The sequence below is a fragment of the Pseudomonas sp. IT-P44 genome (genome assembly GCF_949768225.1).
GTDB classification, from domain to species: domain Bacteria; phylum Pseudomonadota; class Gammaproteobacteria; order Pseudomonadales; family Pseudomonadaceae; genus Aquipseudomonas; species Aquipseudomonas migulae.
Genome location: NZ_CATKQM010000013.1, coordinates 211,267 through 227,531, shown reverse-complemented (window position 1 = coordinate 227,531; position 16,265 = coordinate 211,267). Strand labels below are relative to the sequence as shown.

The following is a 16,265-nucleotide window of genomic DNA, read 5'->3' as shown; positions in this document are numbered from 1 at the left end:
TTTCCTCTCAGGTCCGGCCAGCATGACACGCAATCAATTCCCCGCTTCGCCAACCAATCGACCTCGCGCCTGGAGCGCGGTGGCCGCCCTGTTGCTCAGCCTGATGCTGGCGCCAACCGCCGCCTTCGCTGACGCACAAGCCCCGGCCACCCCAGCCGCCGCCACTGCGCCCGCTCCCGCCGACCACTCTGCCGAACACGCCGCACCGGTTGCCAACGATCCGGCCCAGGCCGTAGACACCGCTGGTGAAGACGCGCCGCAAGTCCTCGAAGCCGACAACAGCCTGGGCATGGCCCATGACCTGTCGCCGTGGGGCATGTACCAGAACGCCGACATCATCGTGAAAATCGTGATGATCGGCCTCGCCATCGCGTCGGTCATCACCTGGACCATCTGGATCGCCAAGGGCTTCGAGCTGATGGGCGCCAAGCGTCGTCTGCGCACTGAAATCGTCCACCTGAAGAAGGCGGCCACCCTCAAGGAAGCCAGTGTAACGGCAGCCAAGCCCGGTACCCTCGCCAACCTGTTGGTGCACGATGCGCTGGAAGAGATGCACCTGTCGACCAACAGCCGCGAGAAAGAAGGCATCAAGGAACGCGTCGCCTTCCGTCTTGAGCGCCTGGTCGCAGCCTGCGGTCGCAACATGAGCAGCGGCACCGGCGTCCTCGCCACCATCGGTTCCACCGCGCCGTTCGTGGGCCTGTTCGGCACCGTGTGGGGCATCATGAACAGCTTCATCGGCATCGCCAAAACCCAGACCACCAACCTCGCCGTCGTGGCTCCCGGCATCGCCGAAGCCTTGCTGGCCACCGCGCTGGGCCTGGTTGCCGCGATTCCAGCCGTTGTGATCTACAACGTGTTCGCCCGCTCCATCGCCGGCTACAAGGCGCAAGTGTCCGACGCCTCGGCAGAAGTCCTGTTGCTGGTCAGCCGCGACCTCGACCACCAGCCTGAGCGCAGCTCGCAACCGCACATGGTGAAAGTGGGGTAATCGGCCATGGGCCTGCATTTGAAAGAAGGCGCAGACGACGATCTGGCCGAGAACCACGAAATCAACGTCACGCCGTTCATCGACGTGATGCTGGTGCTGTTGATCATCTTCATGGTGGCCGCTCCGTTGGCCACCGTGGACATCAAGGTCGACCTGCCTGCCTCCAGCGCCAAACCGGCGCCGCGGCCAGAGAAACCGGTGTTCCTCAGCGTCAAGGCTGACCAGCGCCTGTTCCTCGGCGAAGACGAAGTGAAAGCCGAAGCACTCGGCGCCACGCTCGACGCCAAGACCCAGGGCAAGAAAGACACGACGATCTTCTTCCAGGCCGATAAAGGCGTGGACTACGGCGACCTGATGAGCGTGATGGACAACCTGCGCGCTGCCGGCTACCTGAAGGTCGGTCTGGTCGGACTCGAGACGGCAGTGAAGAAATGATCACGACGCGCCATAAGCTGACGCGTTACGGCGGTAGCCTGGCCGTGGTGCTGGGCGTCCATGCGCTGGCCATTGCGCTGGCGCTGAACTGGACGTCGCGCCCACCTATCGAGCTGCCGCCGCAGGCGATGATGGTCGAGTTGGCGCCGGTTCCGGCACCGCCTCCTCCGGCACCGCCGAAGGTGATAACGCCGCCACAACCCCCTGCTCCGGTGGAAGAGCTGCCGATCCCGAAACTGGCCGAAGTGCCGAAGGCAGAAATCACCGTACCGAAGCCGGTCAAACCCAAGCCCAAGCCTCAACCGCCCAAGCCTGTGGAGAAAAAGCCGGAGCCGCCGAAGGAAAAACCGTCCGAGGAAAAACCGAGCGAAGCGCAACCGACCCAGGCGCCGACGGAGAAATCCGCTCAACCGGCACCAGGCCCATCACCTGCGCAGCAAGCGGCCAAGGCCAGTTGGCAAGGCACCCTGCTGGCGCACCTGGCCAAGTACAAAAAGTACCCGGCCAGTGCACAGGCGCGGGGCAAGGAAGGTTTGAACCGTCTGCGCTTCGTGGTGGACGGCGAAGGTAACGTGTTGTCGTTCGAATTGGTGGGCCGCTCCGGCAACGCCGATCTGGACCGGGCCACCCTGGAAATGATCAAGCGTGCCCAGCCGCTGCCCAAGCCGCCGGCCGACATGCTGAACAACGGCTCCATCGAAATTGTTGCACCGTTTGTTTACTCGCTGGAACGCCGCCGCTAAAGAGAACCCTGTAGGAGCGAAGCTTGCTCGCGAAAACGGTGTGTCATTCACGAATGATTCGACTGACATACCGCTTTCGCGAGCAAGCTTCGCTCCTACAGATTCTGTGGCGGTAACAAGATATGCAAAAGGCACCCGAAAGGTGCCTTTTGCATATCCGCCAGCGGCAAACCGGCATTACCCGGTGTCACTCGACACACTCTCTCTGATAACGTGCGTCTATCGATTGCAGCCGGTATGCTTGGCCCGCAACTTCATGGACGCTCGCTATGACTCTTACAGAATTACGCTACATCGTTACCCTCGCCCAAGAGCAGCACTTTGGCCACGCGGCCGAGCGTTGCCACGTCAGCCAGCCGACCCTGTCGGTGGGCGTGAAAAAGCTTGAAGACGAACTCGGTGTGCTGATTTTCGAGCGCAGCAAGAGCGCCGTGCGCCTGACCCCGGTCGGCGAAGGCATCGTGGCCCAGGCACAAAAAGTCCTGGAACAGGCCCAAGGCATCCGCGAACTGGCCCAGGCCGGCAAGAACCAGCTGACCGCCCCGCTGAAAGTCGGCGCCATCTACACCGTCGGCCCGTACCTGTTTCCGCACCTGATTCCGCAACTGCACCGGGTCGCCCCGCAGATGCCGTTGTACATCGAGGAAAACTTCACCCACGTGCTGCGCGACAAACTGCGCAACGGCGAGCTCGACGCGATCATCATCGCCCTGCCGTTCAACGAAGCCGACGTCCTGACCCTGCAGCTCTACGACGAGCCGTTCTACGTCCTGATGCCGGCCCAGCACCCGTGGACACAAAAAGAATCCATCGACGCCGCCCTGCTCAACGACAAGAGCCTGCTGCTGCTCGGCGAAGGCCACTGCTTCCGCGATCAAGTGCTGGAAGCCTGCCCGACGCTGACCAAAGGCAACGACGGCGCCAAGCACACCACGGTGGAATCCAGCTCGCTGGAAACCATTCGTCACATGGTCGCCTCGGGGCTCGGGATTTCGATCCTGCCGCTGTCGGCCGTAGACAGCCATCACTACGCCCCCGGTGTAATTGAAGTGCGCCCACTGAGCGCACCGGTGCCGTTCCGCACCGTGGCCATTGCCTGGCGTGCGAGCTTCCCGCGTCCGAAGGCCATTGAGATCCTCGCTGACTCCATTCGCCTGTGCTCGGTGGCTAAGCCGCCCGCACCAGTGGCTGCGGCTTAAGTCGCTGTCATGACCGAGTTGTCGCAAGTGTCGGTCACGGCACTCAAGGGTGTCGGCGAGGCCATGGCCGAGAAACTGGCCAAGGTCGGCCTGGAGAATCTCCAGGACGTGCTGTTTCACCTGCCGCTGCGTTATCAGGACCGCACTCGCGTTGTCCCGATCGGCCACCTGCGACCGGGGCAAGATGCCGTGATCGAAGGCACCGTCAGCGGCGCCGATGTGGTTATGGGCCGGCGCCGTAGCCTGGTCGTGCGCTTGCAGGACGGCACCGGCGGGCTCAGCCTGCGCTTCTACCATTTCAGCAACGCCCAGAAAGAAGGCCTCAAACGTGGCACGCGGATTCGCTGCTACGGCGAAGCGCGGCCCGGTGCGTCGGGGCTGGAGATCTACCACCCGGAATACCGCGCCCTCACCGGCGACGAGCCGCCGCCCGTGGATGAAACCCTGACGCCGGTGTACCCGCTCACCGAAGGTTTGACCCAGCAGCGTTTGCGCCAGCTCTGCATGCAAACCCTGACGATGCTCGGCCCGACCAGCCTGCCGGATTGGTTGCCGAACGAACTGGCGCGGGACTATCAACTGGCGCCGCTGGCCGACGCGATTCGTTACCTGCATCACCCGCCGGCCGACGCCGACGTCGACGAACTCGCCCTCGGCCATCATTGGGCGCAGCACCGTCTGGCCTTTGAAGAACTGCTGACTCATCAACTCTCGCAGCAGCGTCTGCGCGAAAGCATGCGTTCCCTGCGCGCGCCGGCGATGCCGAAAGCCAGCCGATTGCCGGCCCAATACCTGGCCAATCTCGGCTTCAATCCGACCGGTGCCCAACAACGTGTCGGCAACGAAATTGCCTATGACCTCAGCCAGCACGAACCAATGCTGCGCTTGATTCAGGGCGACGTCGGCGCGGGCAAAACCGTGGTCGCCGCCCTCGCCGCGCTCCAAGCACTGGAAGCGGGTTATCAAGTCGCCTTGATGGCGCCCACCGAGATCCTCGCCGAGCAGCACTTCATCACCTTCAAGCGCTGGCTCGAACCGCTGGGCATCGAAGTCGCGTGGCTGGCCGGCAAGCTCAAAGGCAAGAACCGCGTGGCCGCGCTGGAACAGATCGCCAGCGGCACGCCGATGGTGGTCGGCACCCACGCGCTGTTCCAGGACGAAGTGCAGTTCAAGAACCTCGCGCTGGTGATCATCGACGAACAGCACCGCTTTGGCGTGCAACAGCGCCTGGCGCTGCGCCAGAAAGGCGTCGGCGGGCGTATGTGTCCGCATCAGCTGATCATGACCGCCACGCCGATCCCACGCACGCTGGCCATGAGCGCCTACGCCGACCTCGACACCTCGATCCTCGACGAACTGCCGCCCGGCCGAACCCCGGTCAACACCGTGCTGGTCACCGACACCCGGCGCGTCGAAGTCATCGAACGGGTGCGCGGCGCCTGCGCCGAAGGGCGTCAGGCCTATTGGGTGTGCACGCTGATCGAAGAGTCGGAAGAGCTGACCTGCCAAGCGGCGGAAACCACCTTTGAGGACCTCACCGCCGCCCTCGGCGAGTTGAAAGTCGGGTTGATTCACGGCCGAATGAAGCCCGTGGAAAAAGCCGCCGTGATGGCCGAATTCAAGGCCGGCAACCTGCAACTGCTGGTCGCCACCACCGTGATCGAAGTCGGTGTCGACGTGCCGAACGCCAGCCTGATGATCATCGAAAACCCCGAACGCCTCGGCCTCGCGCAACTGCACCAATTACGCGGTCGTGTCGGTCGGGGCAGCGCCGCCAGCCATTGCGTGCTGCTCTACCATCCGCCGTTGTCACAGATCGGCCGTCAGCGCCTGGGCATCATGCGCGAAACCAACGACGGTTTTGTCATCGCCGAAAAAGACCTCGAACTGCGCGGCCCCGGCGAAATGCTCGGCACGCGCCAGACCGGTCTGCTGCAATTCAAGGTCGCGGACCTGATGCGTGACGCCGATCTGCTACCCGCCGTGCGCGATGCCGCCCAGGCATTGCTGGAGCGCTGGCCGGATCACGTCAGCCCGCTGCTCGACCGCTGGCTGCGCCACGGGCAGCAATACGGCCAAGTGTGAGCACCGTCGCAGTTTCTGGACCCTGCCCTTAAACAAGCTGGTTATACTCCTGCAATTGTTTGAATACGGATACAGACCATGACTGAAGCTGCCCTCGTCCCTGAAACCCCGCACGCTCCGTCTGTTATTCGGCTGCTGCTCGCCAAACTGGGCATCGCCTACGAAGAAGTCCTCGACCACCACGGCCTGAACGCCTCGCGCAAAGTGCAAGCGGTGCTGCTCGACGACGCCGTGGGCGCGCTGATGGTGCTGTTCCCGCAAAGCCAGTTGCTCGACCTCAACCGCCTCGCCGAACTGACCGGCCGCCGCCTCGCCGCCGTGTCGACCGAGCGCCTGGAAAAGATGCTCGGCAAACACAACCTGAGCCTGCTGCCCGGCCTGCCGGCGCTGACCAGCTCGCCCTGCCTGTACGAAGAAAGCCTGCTGCGCGAACCGAAGTTGCTGATCAACTCGGGCGAGCCGGGTGTACTGCTGGAAATCACCAGCGAAGCCTTCAAGACCATGCTGACCAAGGCCAGCGCCGCCAACTTCGGCGAGAACGTGAGCAGCATCCGCCCGAACCTCGACCGCCCCGACGATGACCGCGAGGAAATCACCCAGGCCGTCCAGGCGTTCACCGCGCGACGCATCCAGCAGCGCCTGGAAGCCACCATCGAAATTCCGCCGCTGGCCGAGACCGCGCAGAAAATCATCAAACTGCGCGTCGACCCCAACGCCACCATCGACGACATCACCGGCGTGGTCGAAACCGACCCGGCCCTGGCCGCACAAGTCGTGAGCTGGGCGGCGTCGCCGTACTACGCCTCGCCGGGCAAGATTCGCTCCGTTGAAGACGCCATCGTCCGCGTGCTGGGTTTCGACCTGGTGATCAACCTCGCGCTGGGCCTGGCCCTGGGCAAAACCCTCAGCCTGCCCAAAGACCACCCGCAACACACCACGCCGTACTGGCAGCAATCAATCTACACCGCCGCCGTCATCGAAGGCCTGACCCGCGCCATGCCGCGCGCCCAGCGCCCGGAAGCTGGCCTGACCTACCTCGCCGGCCTGCTGCACAACTTCGGCTACTTGCTGCTGGCCCACGTGTTCCCGCCGCACTTCTCGCTGATCTGCCGCCACCTGGAGGTCAACCCGCACCTGTGCCACAGCTACGTCGAGCAACACCTGCTCGGCATCAGCCGCGAACAGATCGGCTCATGGCTGATGCGCTATTGGGACATGCCCGACGAACTGGCCACCGCGCTGCGCTTCCAGCACGACCCAAGCTACGACGGCGCCTACGCTGAATACCCGAACCTCGTGTGCCTGTCCGTGCGCCTGCTGCGTAGCCGCGGCATCGGCTCCGGCCCGGATGAAGACATCCCCGACGCCCTGCTGGAACGCGTCGGCCTGACCCGCGACAAAGCCAACGACGTCGTCAGCAAAGTGCTTGAGGCTGAAGTGCTGCTGCGCGAACTCGCCTCGCAATTCACTCAGGCCTAAAAGCTTCGCGGGCAAGCCTCGCTCCTACAGATCACCGATATCCCGTAGGAGCGAGGCTTGCCCGCGAAAAATCCACCTCGGTCTACCTGAACACCTCAAACCTTAGCGGCAGCCTTCGCCTTGCGCGGCTTCAAATACTTGGTCAACCCCTGAAACCAGATCACCAACGCCGGGTTGCCCTTGATCTGAATCGACTTATCCTGAATCCCCGCCTGCTTGTTTTTCGCTCAATCCGCGGCTATCGGCCAGCTAGGACAACGAGCAAGTGCCCTGCTATGATTTGACTGCAAATAGAGGGCTTTCTGATGACCCAAACAGCTGCTGTCAGTGTTGCAAGCCAAGTCCGCAAGCTTGCAAAAGATCACATGGTCTCTGCTGATCCTGACGGCATGAGCCTCATGGCGGTGACCATTACTCGTATGGCAGGCGATGTCGTTGAGTTGGACGGCGTCGAACAATTGCTCGTCAACCTCAAGAAGAAAGGCGTTCTGAGCAAGTCTGAAACCATGGCACTGCAAGGACGCTACCTTCAGGAAAGACGCTCAAAGAAACAAAGCGCATGACTTTTGACCCGTTCGGCGACTTTGAAACTGCAGGATATCTTCAAAATTCGCTGCAACTGAAAGATCCCACCGAAGTAAAAGAGTCAGAGCATCTTTCGTTCGAATTAAGCATCGAAGATGCGCTTGCCTATTTGGCCAAGAAAAAGCCAATCGATTACCAGACAGTACTCAACGTTCACGAAATCCTGTTCTCCGGCTTCTATCACTGGGCAGGAAAAGACCGGAACGAGCTTGTCCCTCACCTGGCAGTCTTCAAGGGCTCCCTCAACGATCCCCGAAGCACCGTGTTTGAGCGCCCGGACTCCATCAACATGTCCGTCGACTACGCGCTTAAGCTCGCAGCAGACAAAAAACGCTTTAGAGACCATCCAGGCGGAGTGATGGGCCAACTCGCTTTCGCACACCCCTTCCTGGACGGCAACGGGCGTACGATCCTATTGGTCTTCATGGAGCTCTGCTATAGGGCCAAGTTCGCCATCGACTGGTCCAGGACAAACAAGGACGACTACCTGCGGGCACTCAGCGACGAGATCCGAGAACCTCGTGAGGGGTATCTCGATAACTACCTGAAACCGTTCGTGGTCGATATATCCAGTCGCGACGACTGGCCAGCAACGATCAGCGGCATCAGGGGCCTGGATGGTCTCGACAAAGAAGGCATCACTTACGAGAGCCTGGACAATCCGGAAGTCCAGCAGATCTACAAAACGTACCGAGCCCTGCCACTCGACATCCTCGAGCCCCCCTGAACCAGATGGCTGAAGAGGCGAGCCTGCTCTCGAAGAACCCCGGCGAACTACTTGAAGGACCTATGCCTTTGGCTTGGCCTTCTTCGGCTTCAAATACTTGGTCAACCCCTGAAACCAGATCACCAGCGCCGGGTTGCCCTTGATCTGAATCGACTTGTCCTGAATCCCCGTCATAAACGCCAACTGCTTGTTCTTCGCCTGCATCGTGGCAAAGCCATACGCCGCATCTTTGAAGGCAATTGCAAAGGCAGGCTCGGCATACACGCCCGACTTGCTGGTAATGCGCTGATCCTTCACAAAGAAATGCCGCGCCACTTTCCCGTCCTGGGTCTGTAGCTGAAACACTAATTCCTTGTCGCCCAACTGCTGTTGAAACGCAGGATTGGTGCGACTGGCCTTACCCATCAACAAACCCAGCATCCACAGAAGAAAACGAAATTTCATGCGCACAGCCTCAAAAGGAAAATGAACGGCCGGCGCAGTGTAGCGGCTTCGAGCGAGAACGCCACCATTGCGCAGTGTTAGAAGAAGATGCCGTGGTTTTTGACGCTGATGACTACCAAGTCATTGACGAAACGCTGTTGTTTAAAAGCTGATGTTTATTGAGGTTTCTACGCTCACTCCTATCAGACATTTCCTGCTAAACGCCGAGCTGTCCATGAACTAGGCAACCTCTTACTTCACCGATAACCTTTGCCCGTCGCCGCGAAATCGGCGACCGGATGTGCAAGTCCGAAATCGGAGAAAACATTTTATTAACTCCAAGGATTTACACCTATGACCAATCCGACATCCAAATCGCCCGAAAATGAAGCCACTTCCCCCTACGAATCCTTAGATTCCAAGAAACTCCACGAAGCCGCCGAGCGCGCCCTCGACCATCACTTCGGCACAACTGCGGATAAACCATCGAAATCCCGCAAGGGTGCGCTCTTCATCGTCGCTCCCGATCTCCACACCGAAACCCTCCTGGCCAATGCCTCCGAAGACCTGCTGTCCATCAGCGCCATCGCCGCCGACCTGGCCGACGGTGTAGAAGGCTCCCGCCGCTCAGTCGCCCTGGCCCTCAGCAGAATGGCGGACGGTGTGCATCTGTTGGTGGAGCGAGCGCTGGACCACATTGATTCGCCGACCCCAGAAGAACATCGCGCCAAGGCGTAAGGCTGAACTGGCTAACCAAGCAAACAAAAACGGCCCCGATTGATGTTGCCAACAATCGGGGCCGTGTTCTTTTCTGGCTCAGGAACCCGGGCAGACCTTTGGTTCCTTCGCTTCAAAATAGGCTTTGTCAGGGTAATTGGGTACCAAACTAAAAGGACGGCCCACCAGAGCCGCCCTTATCTTTGTACGGCTACACGTTCTTTTCAGACGACTTCAAGTTACTGGCCTGATCAGCCACCAAGTCGAGCCAGCCACTGGGCTTGTCCTCTTCGTTCGCCGCATTCGCCAGCATACCGGCCAATGCACCCACGTCTTTCTTGCGAGCAGCTTCGACTGCTTCAAGCGCCTGATGGGCTACCAGAATTTTCTGCAGCGCCGGGGTGTTCGCGGTGGCTTCGGTCAATGGTTTCAGCGGTGGCAAGGCTGCGACTTTGGCCACTAGGTCACCCGGTTCTTTAGTGAACGCTCGTAGAGCATCCAGATTGCTTGCCACTGGAAGCGCAATGCCTGTAAGTGGGTCGAACGCACTGATTTCCGGCAGACCTACTTTTCCGCTCAGGACAGGACGCGCCAACGACGGCAAGAACAGACCCAGCAACATACGGGGATCTCTTTTCTTGATACTAAGGCCGACACTCGCCAAGGCAATTCCGAGTCCGATCACCCGTCCTGCGCTAATCAAAAGCGACAACTGTTTATTCGATTCATTATCGAAATGAACCAGTCGAATTCGGAAGTAGTCGGTAAAGGGCTCACGTGGGCCGGCTGCCGAAAAGTTCATAAACCACGCGCGCGAGTCATGAACCTGTTCATCGAACAATGCAACTAGGTCCTCCTCACCTTTCCTCGGTACATTTGGCCCGCTGAACATTTGGTTGTAGCGCTTGGTCCCCTCTGTATAAAGATACGAATACTCCTCGGCTTCATCTTCCTCGTTAATCAAGTAGACCGTACCGCCCAGCAGCATATCGGCAACGCCACCTAGGGTGAATCCGTCCTCTACCATGCCCCATTCTTGTAAGTAATCATGGCGGAACTCAGCCGCAGCACCACTCAACTGTCTACGGTCCAAGGGAGGTTCAAATACCTTCTGCGGACGCAACTTATCGACTTTTTCCTCGCCGCCAACTATCTGTATATTCAACTGGTGCTCATTCTCCTGAGCTTCAGTGTAAATTGGCTTGGGCAACCCCGTATTATTAGCCATGATTTCAGCATTGTTGCGCTCTTCAATAGCCTTCCAAGCGTCAATTTTGGCCTTCGGCATGTCCGGAGCAGCATTTTTGAAGAACGATTGTTTTTCTACACCGCCTGCATATCGATCAATTCGCCAACCAGTGATTAGAGCGTGCTCACGTTTCATCATCTCTTCCAACGGACCACTTTGGCCTTGTGCCTGCCATGCGTTGAATCGATTGATGAGTGTTTCGGAGATTAAAAACTCACCCTCAAGATCTATGGGCATCGCTCTCCATGTGTCGTGAACCCCATCTTGCAGTGCGGGCTTCGGAACCAGCAATGGAGCACCCGCCATGAAGGCTTCGGCGTACATGTGCTGCAAAGCAATTTGGGACAAGACGTGGTCTGATCCAGCGGTTGCTTTCCCTTGGTCATTGGGTGGATACCCGCCACCTACGTCCGAATGAACCCCTGGATAAATGTACTCAACGGTGCCTTGTCGATAACTTGAAGCCTTACTTTTATCACGACTGCCATCTGCTGTTTTGGGGCGGCGGCGTATGGAATCCAATGGAAAACTTGCTCGCTGCTCATGGCCAGAAACCAAATGAACGCAGCGTTTTAGATAAGAGCAATCATCGGGCAGCGCTGTGCTCTGAGAAAGGGATTCTGCTTCGTCGGGAAGGCGCATAGTGCCATCAGCCCAGTCCATATGCCCTGCTGCAAATGGAACACTGTCGGCAAGCCCAACTGCGGCGACGGTGTCGAAAACACCTAGAAAGTTGATCGATATCGGTAGTCCCGCAAATCGGTACTCAACGCCACCACTTTCATTTTCGCAACGAACGAGTTCCTGTAACCAATTGACAAAAGTTCGAGCTTCGGCAGCCCCCCGGGAAAACCCGTAAACATAAAGTCGCATCGCCAAAATATGCGGTTTCTCTCCAGAGTCATCTCGCTTTTTCAGTTTATCCTGAAGATCCTGAATTTCTTTTCGCAACGTCGTTTCGCGTTTTTTTGCTCCGCTCTCGAATAAACCTAAGCCGAAGGTATTTGCGTAACCATTCGTCGCCATGTCTTTTAGCATTAACTTGGTTTTATCAATGGGTAGCCCCCCCTCTCCCATGCCTAGTCTTAATGCATCTAATAATCGGGTGAGGCCCCAATTAATTCGGTTTTCTCCCCCTCGAGCCCCGACCAGTCCCTGCTGGTCAGGAATATACTCTTCGACATCAGGAAACACCGTCCCAACTCCGGGACAATAGTACTTAATAAAACCAGCCTGCCGCATATCACTTTCGGCACCCAAACTTGCATGAAAAATTCGCGCAATGTTGCTACGCGAATTCGGCGTTGATGCGCCGTCTGCTTGGTCGTTGTTGTTAGTGCCATCAAATGCCAGTGTGATATGTAGAGTTTTACAACAAGGTACTCCGCTATCTGCCCCTCCCTGCGCCTGAATGAGCTTACGCTGTTGACTACCAAATCGCCGCTCATCTTCTTTTTGCTGCTTTATATTCTTTGCCAACTGGCTTGGTTCAACTGGCAGTCGACGTGTAATTGGAAACTTTGGAGCAACCAATGCTCCAGCCGGCGGAGGAGAGGACTCTCCGATTAGTGATTCGAACATGATGCCGGCTCCTTGACTTGAAAATATGCCTTATCTGGGTAATTTTTACTTCCGACTCCGTAACAAGTCGTAGACACCCTTACTTGGTCACAAGGAAGAAAGTGAACCTGCAATGCACACAGTTCTTCAGCATATTTAGGAATTTCAACGGTCGCTGAATGGTGAGAATAGGCAGTGGAATGGCTAGCTAGGGCTGCCTTATCAATTTGGCCATACTTATCTCGCTTTACGTCTCCATATGGGTTTGGGTCTTTGTCCCATTCAATAATAGCTCGGAGCCCGGGCTTCCATTGCATGGGAAGTAAGCCGCAGCAAACTTCATTCCCCCCCCCTTGATTAGGTGGAATTCGGGGTCCCCCAGCACCATTAATAGTGAACCGCGTAATTTCTGCGGATGTATGATTAAAACCTTTAACCGGTGCAGACACCATTTCAGGGCCAGCATTGCAAGCGCTTACACCGAACATGCTGAATACAAGAACTAATGATCGCGCCATCATATTGGAACCGATTTTTCTTAGCCCCAAGCAAAGTTTCCGCACAAAAACGTCTTGCATAACTGCCGCAAACAAGCATATTTCTTTAACTACATCATTCATTATTGACATACCTTCGGCTCCTCCATATTCATTGAAAAGTTATACGGATAGGCTGGATCTCCGCGTTTGATGTTGTCAGCTGACACGCGAACTTGATCACATGGAAGAAAATGCACCTTCAAAGAACCCGCCGTATCGTATTTTGGAATATCGACAGTTACTGAATGCTGGGAATATTGCGCCGCATGTTTTTTATATTCTGCACGGTATGCATCCGTACCAAGTGGTGGCCATTTGGCAGAAGGTCTTGCATTAGGGTCTTTCTCCCATTCAACAATAGCTCTCAAACCTGGAGTCCATACTCTTGGCACAACCCCACAACAAACTTCGCTACCACCACCCTGATGAGGCCCTACGTTTGCACCACTTGCACCATTCACAGTAAAGCGATTGATGGCAGAAGAAGTATGGTTGTATCCAGTCACCGGTGCCGCCAGCATTTTCGATGGAGCACTGCTGCAACCACTCAACATCATCACACCCCCTAACACCCACCCACGAACCCGCCAGGAAGAACTCATCCCCCCCAGCCCACGAGCAAGCCCCTCCATCAAATCAACGCCTTCGGCGGCTCATCAATCACAAACGGCGAATTCTCCACCAACCACTGCTCAATAAACGGTTCCCGCTCTTCCGGTTCCTTCAACCCCTTCTGATTCGCCGCGATCTGGCTGCGATACAAATGACGAATAAGGCTCTCATTACGACTCAAGCCGTAGTTTTGCGGCACGGCGCAGCGGTCGACGCGGTAGGCGTCGGCTTCGGTCCAGGCGAGCAGGTTGGCGACTTGTGGGTGGTCGAACATGACAGGGCCGTTGGCTGGTGTGGGGGCGTGGCGGACGTAGTTGCCGGGCAGGCTTTGTGGGTGTTGGTCGCGGTCGAGCCAGTGCCAGGAGATGACGGCGGCGTGGAAGGCGTTGCTTTGTACCGGGGTCAGGGTTTCGGCGACGGGCAGCAGCATGCGCGGGTCGTAGTAGCGCAGCACGCCTTCGGAGCGGCCCTGGTTCCATTTTGCCTGGGTGTAGCCGCGCAGGTGTTCGGCCAGTGCATCGAACGCCCAAGGGCTGAACAGGGCGACGACGTGTTTGTTGCAGTCGACGGCGCTGATGAAGGTTTTCAGCCAGGCGCGTTGGGCCGTGTCGACGCGCAGCAGCAGCGGGCCGAAATCGGCGATGGCGACTTCCGGAGTGTTTTCAAACAGCTTGGCCAGTTTTGGCCCGTCGGGCTGCTCCGCCAGTTCTTGCAGCAGCGGGTAGTCGAGGCTGGTGGCGTCGATCAACAGGTCGAGGTGCGACTGTTTCAGTTGCAGGGCGTTGACCCATAACTCATCCAGCCAGTGCACGTTGCTTGTGTACATGAAGTCGTCCTTTATCGTGCGGCCAGGGCCTGGGCGTTACGTTTGGCCCGGGCCAGGCATTCCTTGCAAACCGGGGGCGGCGCCATCGGTGCGTTGCCGAGAGCCTGAGGCGGCACGGCGCCGGCGATGTCTTTGTCCGCTGCACCTGGCAGTATCGGCGGTTTGATGCCGATCCCGGTCCCCGAGCCTGCCGAGCCGCCGGCATTGATCTTCACGATCGGTCCGACCACGGTCACGCCGCCGGCATCCAGTTTGATGAAGCTGCCACCGCCCTTGATGGTCAGTTCCGAGCCGGCCTCGATAACAATCTTCGCCCCAGCCTTCAGGTGTATCTCTTTCCCGGCGCTGGTCAGTTGTGCGGTGCCGAGTTTGACATGCTGGTTCTGCCCAATCGTCAGGTGATCATCCACCCGCGTTTCCACCTTGCGATCAGCAATCGTGGTGCGATGCTCTTCAGCCTTCAGCTCGGTGTAGGTGTTCTTCACCACCGTGTCATGCCGCTCATTGCCGACGCGAATCTTCTGGTCGTGCTCGATGTTTTCATCCCAATCCCGCTGGGCATGGATGAAGATCTGCTCCGCGCCTTTCTTGTCTTCAATCCGCAGTTCGTTGTACCCGCCGCCACCCGGTGAGCTGAGGGTTTTGAACACGCTGCGCGTCTTGTTCGCCGGCAGGTCGTAGGGAACCTGGTTTTCCTTGTGGTACAGGCAGCCAGTCACCAACGGCTGATCGGGGTCGCCTTCGAGGAAGGTGACGAGCACTTCCATGCCGATGCGCGGGATGACGATTGCGCCGTAGCGGTCGCCGGCCCAGCTTGAGGAGACGCGCATCCAGCAGCTGGTTTTGTCGTCGGCCTGGCCTTCGCGGTCCCAGTGGAATTGCACTTTGATGCGACCGTATTGGTCGCAGTGGATTTCTTCGCCGGCGGGGCCGGTGACTTTGGCGGTCTGGCTGCCGAGTACGCGGGGTTTCGGGTGTTGCAGCGCCGGGCGGTAGAACACGGCCCATGGGGTGGCGAGGAAGCGGTTGCGGTAGCCCTGGTGGAAGTCGTCTTTGTTGTCGGTGGTGTCGCTGGTCACCGACTCTTCGAGGACTTGCGGCTGTTTGCCTTCGTGGACGATTTCGGTGAGCAGCCAGAGGTCGTTCCACTCGGTGCGTGGGTGGTCGGACATTTCCAGGAAGTGGCCGCTGATCAAGCGGGTTTGATCACCGTGGCCTTCGGCTTGCTGGTAGTCGGCGCGGTGGCGTTCGAGGATGCGCTGGCTGAGGAATTTGCCGCGCGCGCGGTCGAGGAAGCGGCCGGGGTAGTCGTAGTCTTCGAGGTCTGGTTCGTCACTCTGAACATCGGGCTTGTAGGCAGCTTCGAGTTGCAGGCGTGGTTTTTCGAAGTCGTAGTCGCGGCGCGTGGTGCGACTGGTGCGGGTTTCCAGGCGCAGTTTGAAGCCTTTGATCACCGGTTCGTCGGCGACCATGCCGCTGCCTTGCACGTACGCGGTTGGCTGGCCGAGTTTGGGGAATACGGTCTGGTCGTCGCCGAACACCAGCAGGTGAGCTTTGGCGCTGTGCTGGAAGTGGTAGTGAATGCCTTCCTCTTCGCACAGGCGCTGGACGAAGTGCAGGTCGGTTTCGTCGTACTGCACGCAGTAGTCGCGGTCCGGGCATGGCTGGCTGAGCTGGAAGTTGTAGGCGTTGCCCTTGATGCCGTGTTCTTCGAGGATCAGCGCGATGATTTTCGGCGCGGACATCTGCTGGTAGATGCGCTGGTTGGTGCGGTGATGCAGGTATTGCAGGTGCGGCACCAGGGAGACTTTGTAGCGGGTCAGGCGCTTGCCGGCATCGCCCTGGGCAACGCGGTAGATCTGGCCGTGGATGCCGGAACCCTGCGGATCAAACGCGAGGAACGCTTGCTTGTGCAGGAGTTTTTCCAGGTCCAGATCGGGGTTTTCGCTGACCAGTTCGAGGTCGAAGCGATACGGCTGGCTGATGCCTTCGGTGCCGGTGAACGACAGCACTTGCAGGTCGCCGACGTAGTCTTCGACAGTCAGGCTGAAGTGCGTTTCGTTAGCTGAGTTGAACATTGCTTGCTCCCTGTTCG

At 58.5% G+C, this 16,265-nt stretch carries 15 protein-coding genes and 1 pseudogene; 9 read left to right on the top strand and 7 right to left on the bottom strand.

The genetic code is table 11. The annotated features are described in order from the left end of the window. The first annotated feature begins 22 nt into the window (after positions 1–22). The 6 genes from exbB (at position 23) to ACM6IO_RS07995 (ending at position 6,932) form a co-directional block, all read left to right on the top strand. On the top strand, positions 23–991 hold the full coding sequence (gene exbB / locus ACM6IO_RS08020; protein WP_414911265.1) for a tonB-system energizer ExbB: 969 nt from the start codon (positions 23–25) through the stop codon (positions 989–991). 6 nt (positions 992–997) lie between these two features. Beyond that, positions 998–1,426, top strand: coding sequence for a TonB system transport protein ExbD (gene exbD, locus ACM6IO_RS08015; RefSeq protein ID WP_008030611.1), 429 nt, complete (start codon positions 998–1,000; stop codon positions 1,424–1,426). Continuing rightward, positions 1,423–2,169: an energy transducer TonB gene (locus ACM6IO_RS08010; protein WP_008038061.1), complete on the top strand. Its 747-nt coding sequence runs from the start codon at positions 1,423–1,425 to the stop codon at positions 2,167–2,169. Before exbD ends, ACM6IO_RS08010 begins: the two co-directional genes overlap by 4 nt. Positions 2,170–2,438: 269 nt before the next feature. Continuing rightward, a complete protein-coding gene (locus ACM6IO_RS08005) occupies positions 2,439–3,368 on the top strand; it encodes a LysR substrate-binding domain-containing protein (protein WP_414911264.1) in 930 nt (309 codons plus the stop codon). A 9-nt stretch (positions 3,369–3,377) separates the two neighbouring features. Beyond that, entirely contained in the window at positions 3,378–5,453 is a 2,076-nt protein-coding gene (recG, locus tag ACM6IO_RS08000; protein WP_008030616.1) for an ATP-dependent DNA helicase RecG, read from the top strand. Positions 5,454–5,531: 78 nt separating this feature from the next. Further along, positions 5,532–6,932, top strand: coding sequence for an aminoacyl-tRNA deacylase and HDOD domain-containing protein (locus tag ACM6IO_RS07995; protein ID WP_008030618.1), 1,401 nt, complete (start codon positions 5,532–5,534; stop codon positions 6,930–6,932). Positions 6,933–7,027: 95 nt separating this feature from the next. Here the strand turns inward: ACM6IO_RS07995 and ACM6IO_RS07990 are convergent. Beyond that, positions 7,028–7,141, bottom strand: a pseudogene (locus ACM6IO_RS07990) (helicase); the annotation flags it as partial. Positions 7,142–7,237: 96 nt separating this feature from the next. Here ACM6IO_RS07990 and ACM6IO_RS07985 point away from each other — a divergent pair. Together ACM6IO_RS07985 and ACM6IO_RS07980 are read left to right on the top strand one after the other, a co-directional pair. After that, complete coding sequence (locus tag ACM6IO_RS07985) at positions 7,238–7,495, top strand: hypothetical protein (protein ID WP_084317754.1); 258 nt, start codon at positions 7,238–7,240, stop codon at positions 7,493–7,495. Beyond that, on the top strand, positions 7,492–8,244 hold the full coding sequence (locus tag ACM6IO_RS07980; RefSeq protein WP_253405522.1) for a Fic/DOC family protein: 753 nt from the start codon (positions 7,492–7,494) through the stop codon (positions 8,242–8,244). The genes ACM6IO_RS07985 and ACM6IO_RS07980 overlap by 4 nt, the downstream gene beginning before the upstream one ends. Positions 8,245–8,304: 60 nt before the next feature. Here the strand turns inward: ACM6IO_RS07980 and ACM6IO_RS07975 are convergent, their stop codons facing one another. Continuing rightward, positions 8,305–8,688 carry a helicase gene (locus ACM6IO_RS07975; protein ID WP_414911263.1) on the bottom strand — a complete coding sequence of 128 codons (384 nt, stop codon included), beginning with the start codon at positions 8,686–8,688 and terminating at the stop codon, positions 8,305–8,307. 333 nt (positions 8,689–9,021) lie between these two features. Here ACM6IO_RS07975 and ACM6IO_RS07970 point away from each other — a divergent pair, with 333 nt between their 5' ends. After that, positions 9,022–9,405, top strand: coding sequence for a DUF6124 family protein (locus tag ACM6IO_RS07970; RefSeq protein WP_223434092.1), 384 nt, complete (start codon positions 9,022–9,024; stop codon positions 9,403–9,405). A gap of 190 nt (positions 9,406–9,595) precedes the next feature. On the opposite strand, the gene ACM6IO_RS07965 is transcribed toward ACM6IO_RS07970, so the two are convergent. The 5 genes from ACM6IO_RS07965 to tssI all read right to left on the bottom strand — a co-directional run bounded on the left by ACM6IO_RS07965 (position 9,596) and on the right by tssI (position 16,248). Then, the gene (locus ACM6IO_RS07965) at positions 9,596–12,214 is read right to left on the bottom strand and encodes a T6SS phospholipase effector Tle1-like catalytic domain-containing protein (RefSeq protein WP_414911262.1); all 2,619 of its coding nucleotides are present in this window, start codon (positions 12,212–12,214) and stop codon (positions 9,596–9,598) included. Continuing rightward, entirely contained in the window at positions 12,199–12,714 is a 516-nt protein-coding gene (locus ACM6IO_RS07960; protein ID WP_414911307.1) for a DUF3304 domain-containing protein, read from the bottom strand. The genes ACM6IO_RS07965 and ACM6IO_RS07960 overlap by 16 nt, the downstream gene beginning before the upstream one ends. Positions 12,715–12,812: 98 nt before the next feature. After that, entirely contained in the window at positions 12,813–13,334 is a 522-nt protein-coding gene (locus ACM6IO_RS07955) for a DUF3304 domain-containing protein (RefSeq protein WP_414911261.1), read from the bottom strand. Positions 13,335–13,363: 29 nt separating this feature from the next. Further along, positions 13,364–14,170 carry a DUF4123 domain-containing protein gene (locus ACM6IO_RS07950; RefSeq protein WP_223480126.1) on the bottom strand — a complete coding sequence of 269 codons (807 nt, stop codon included), beginning with the start codon at positions 14,168–14,170 and terminating at the stop codon, positions 13,364–13,366. Between the two features lie 11 nt (positions 14,171–14,181). Further along, complete coding sequence (gene tssI / locus ACM6IO_RS07945) at positions 14,182–16,248, bottom strand: type VI secretion system tip protein TssI/VgrG (RefSeq protein WP_414911260.1); 2,067 nt, start codon at positions 16,246–16,248, stop codon at positions 14,182–14,184. Between the last annotated feature and the right edge of the window lie 17 nt (positions 16,249–16,265).

Excerpts from the sequence above, each read along its gene's own strand:
- ACM6IO_RS08010 (WP_008038061.1), top strand. The coding sequence starts at position 1,423 with ATGATCACGACGCGCCATAAGCTGACGCGTTACGGCGGTAGCCTGGCC.
- ACM6IO_RS07975 (WP_414911263.1), bottom strand. The coding sequence starts at position 8,688 with ATGAAATTTCGTTTTCTTCTGTGGATGCTGGGTTTGTTGATGGGTAAG.
- ACM6IO_RS08005 (WP_414911264.1), top strand. The coding sequence starts at position 2,439 with ATGACTCTTACAGAATTACGCTACATCGTTACCCTCGCCCAAGAGCAG.
- ACM6IO_RS07950 (WP_223480126.1), bottom strand. The coding sequence starts at position 14,170 with ATGTACACAAGCAACGTGCACTGGCTGGATGAGTTATGGGTCAACGCC.
- ACM6IO_RS07985 (WP_084317754.1), top strand. The coding sequence starts at position 7,238 with ATGACCCAAACAGCTGCTGTCAGTGTTGCAAGCCAAGTCCGCAAGCTT.
- exbB (WP_414911265.1), top strand. The coding sequence starts at position 23 with ATGACACGCAATCAATTCCCCGCTTCGCCAACCAATCGACCTCGCGCC.
- tssI (WP_414911260.1), bottom strand. The coding sequence starts at position 16,248 with ATGTTCAACTCAGCTAACGAAACGCACTTCAGCCTGACTGTCGAAGAC.
- ACM6IO_RS07980 (WP_253405522.1), top strand. The coding sequence starts at position 7,492 with ATGACTTTTGACCCGTTCGGCGACTTTGAAACTGCAGGATATCTTCAA.
- ACM6IO_RS07995 (WP_008030618.1), top strand. The coding sequence starts at position 5,532 with ATGACTGAAGCTGCCCTCGTCCCTGAAACCCCGCACGCTCCGTCTGTT.
- exbD (WP_008030611.1), top strand. The coding sequence starts at position 998 with ATGGGCCTGCATTTGAAAGAAGGCGCAGACGACGATCTGGCCGAGAAC.
- ACM6IO_RS07970 (WP_223434092.1), top strand. The coding sequence starts at position 9,022 with ATGACCAATCCGACATCCAAATCGCCCGAAAATGAAGCCACTTCCCCC.
- ACM6IO_RS07965 (WP_414911262.1), bottom strand. The coding sequence starts at position 12,214 with ATGTTCGAATCACTAATCGGAGAGTCCTCTCCTCCGCCGGCTGGAGCA.
- ACM6IO_RS07960 (WP_414911307.1), bottom strand. The coding sequence starts at position 12,714 with ATGATGGCGCGATCATTAGTTCTTGTATTCAGCATGTTCGGTGTAAGC.
- ACM6IO_RS07955 (WP_414911261.1), bottom strand. The coding sequence starts at position 13,334 with ATGAGTTCTTCCTGGCGGGTTCGTGGGTGGGTGTTAGGGGGTGTGATG.
- recG (WP_008030616.1), top strand. The coding sequence starts at position 3,378 with ATGACCGAGTTGTCGCAAGTGTCGGTCACGGCACTCAAGGGTGTCGGC.